General features: G+C 72.5%; 1 protein-coding gene. It reads left to right on the top strand.

The window, feature by feature from the left end; genetic code table 11:
- On the top strand, nucleotides 1-2,040 hold a 2,040-nt coding region (locus GEV07_30900), incomplete at both ends, for an alpha-mannosidase (GenBank protein ID MQA06917.1).

Below are 2,040 nucleotides of genomic sequence, written 5' to 3' on the forward strand. Positions count from 1 at the left end.
CCGGGGGAGCCGGTGCCCGTCGCGGCGGCGCTCGCGGCCGAGTACGCGCCGGCCGCCGTCGGTGACCCGTGGGGGCCGCCGTGGGGCACCACCTGGCTCCGGCTGACCGGCGCCGTGCCACCTGCCTGGACCGGGCGGGCCGTGGAAGCGGTCGTCGACCTCGGCTTCGACATCTTCCGCACCGGCTTCCAGTGCGAGGGCCTCGTGTATACGCGTGCCGGCGACGTGGTGAAGGGGCTCAACCCCCGCAACGCCTGGGTACGCGTCGCCGACGCCGCCGCCGGCGGCGAGCAGGTCGAGTACTACGTCGAGGCGGCGGCCAACCCGTCCATCGACGGCCCGGTGACCGGTCTCGGCGACCCGGCCACGGCGGGAGACGGGCCGCTGTACGCCGTGCGCCGCGCGGAGCTGGCCGTCTTCGACGAGCAGGTCTGGGAGCTCGTGCAGGACCTCGAGGTGCTCGAGGGCCTGATGCACGAGCTGGGTTTCGACGACGCGCGCCGGCACGAGATCCTGCGGGCGATCGAGGCAGCGCTCGACGCCGTCGACCTGTGGGACGTGCCAGGTACGGCGAAGGCGGCCAGGCAGCAGCTCGACGGCGTTCTCGGCAGGCCGGCGCACACCAGTGCCCACCGGGTGTCCGCCGTCGGGCACGCGCACATCGACTCGGCGTGGCTGTGGCCGCTACGCGAGACGGTGCGCAAGGTGGCCCGTACGGCAGCCAACGTGACGTCGCTGATGGACGACGACGCCGACCTGATGTTCGCCATGTCGCAGGCGCAGCAGTTCGCCTGGCTGAAGGAGCACCGGCCGGAGGTGTACGCGCGGGTGCGGGAGCAGGTGCGCGCCGGCCGGTTCGTGCCGGTCGGCTCCATGTGGGTGGAGGCGGACACGAACCTGCCCGGGGGCGAGGCGATGGCCAGGCAGTTCGTGCACGGCAAGCGGTTCTTCCTGGACGAGTTCGGCATCGAGACCGAGGAGGTCTGGCTGCCAGACTCGTTCGGCTACTCCGCCGCGCTGCCGCAGCTGGTGCAGCTCGCCGGCGCGCGCTGGTTCCTCACCCAGAAGATCTCCTGGAGCCAGTTCGACAGGTTCCCGCACCACACGTTCTGGTGGGAGAGCATCGACGGCAGCCGGGTGTTCACGCACTTCCCGCCGGTGGACACGTACAACGCGGAGCTGTCCGTACGCGAGCTGGCGCACGCGGCGCGCAACTTCAAGGAGAAGGGGTACGCGACCCGCTTGCTGGTCCCGTTCGGCTACGGCGACGGCAGCGGCGGACCGACCAGGGAGATGCTCGCCCGCGCGCGCCGTACCGCCGACCTGGAAGGCTCGCCGCGCGTTCGGGTGGAGACGCCGGCGGCGTTCTTCACCGCGGCCGAGCGGGAGTACGCTGACCGCGCGCCGGTCTGGTCCGGCGAGCTGTACCTCGAGCTGCACCGCGGCACGTACACCTCGCACGCCGCGATCAAGCGCGGCAACAGGCGCAGCGAGCACCTGCTGCGCGAGGCCGAGCTGTGGTCGGCGACCGCGGCGGTCGCGGGTGCGTTCGCGTACCCGTACGACCGGCTCGACCGATTGTGGAAAGTCGTGCTGCTGCACCAGTTCCACGACATCCTGCCGGGTTCGTCGATCTCCTGGGTGAACCGCGAGGCGCGCGCCACGTACGCGGGGGTCGCGGACGAGCTGGTCGACATCATCGACCGGGCGCAGCGGTCACTCGCCGGCGACGGCGGCGAGACCGTGGTCTTCAACGCCGCGCCGCACCCGCGGGCCGGCGTGCCCGCCGGCGGTGCGGACGTGCGCGACCGACAGGCCCGGCCGACACCGCAGCCGGCCGGCAGTGGCTACGTACTCGACAACGGCCTGCTGCGGGTGACGGTCGATGCCGCCGGCCTCGTGACCTCGCTGCTGGACCTGCGCGCCGACCGCGAGCTGGTGCCGCCAGGCGGTGCGGCGAACCTGTTGCAGCTGCACCAGGACCTGCCCAACGCCTGGGATGCCTGGGACGTGGACGCGTTCTACCGCAACACGGTGAGC

This window comes from Streptosporangiales bacterium, from assembly GCA_009379825.1.
In the GTDB taxonomy this organism is placed as follows: Bacteria; Actinomycetota; Actinomycetes; order Streptosporangiales; family WHST01; genus WHST01.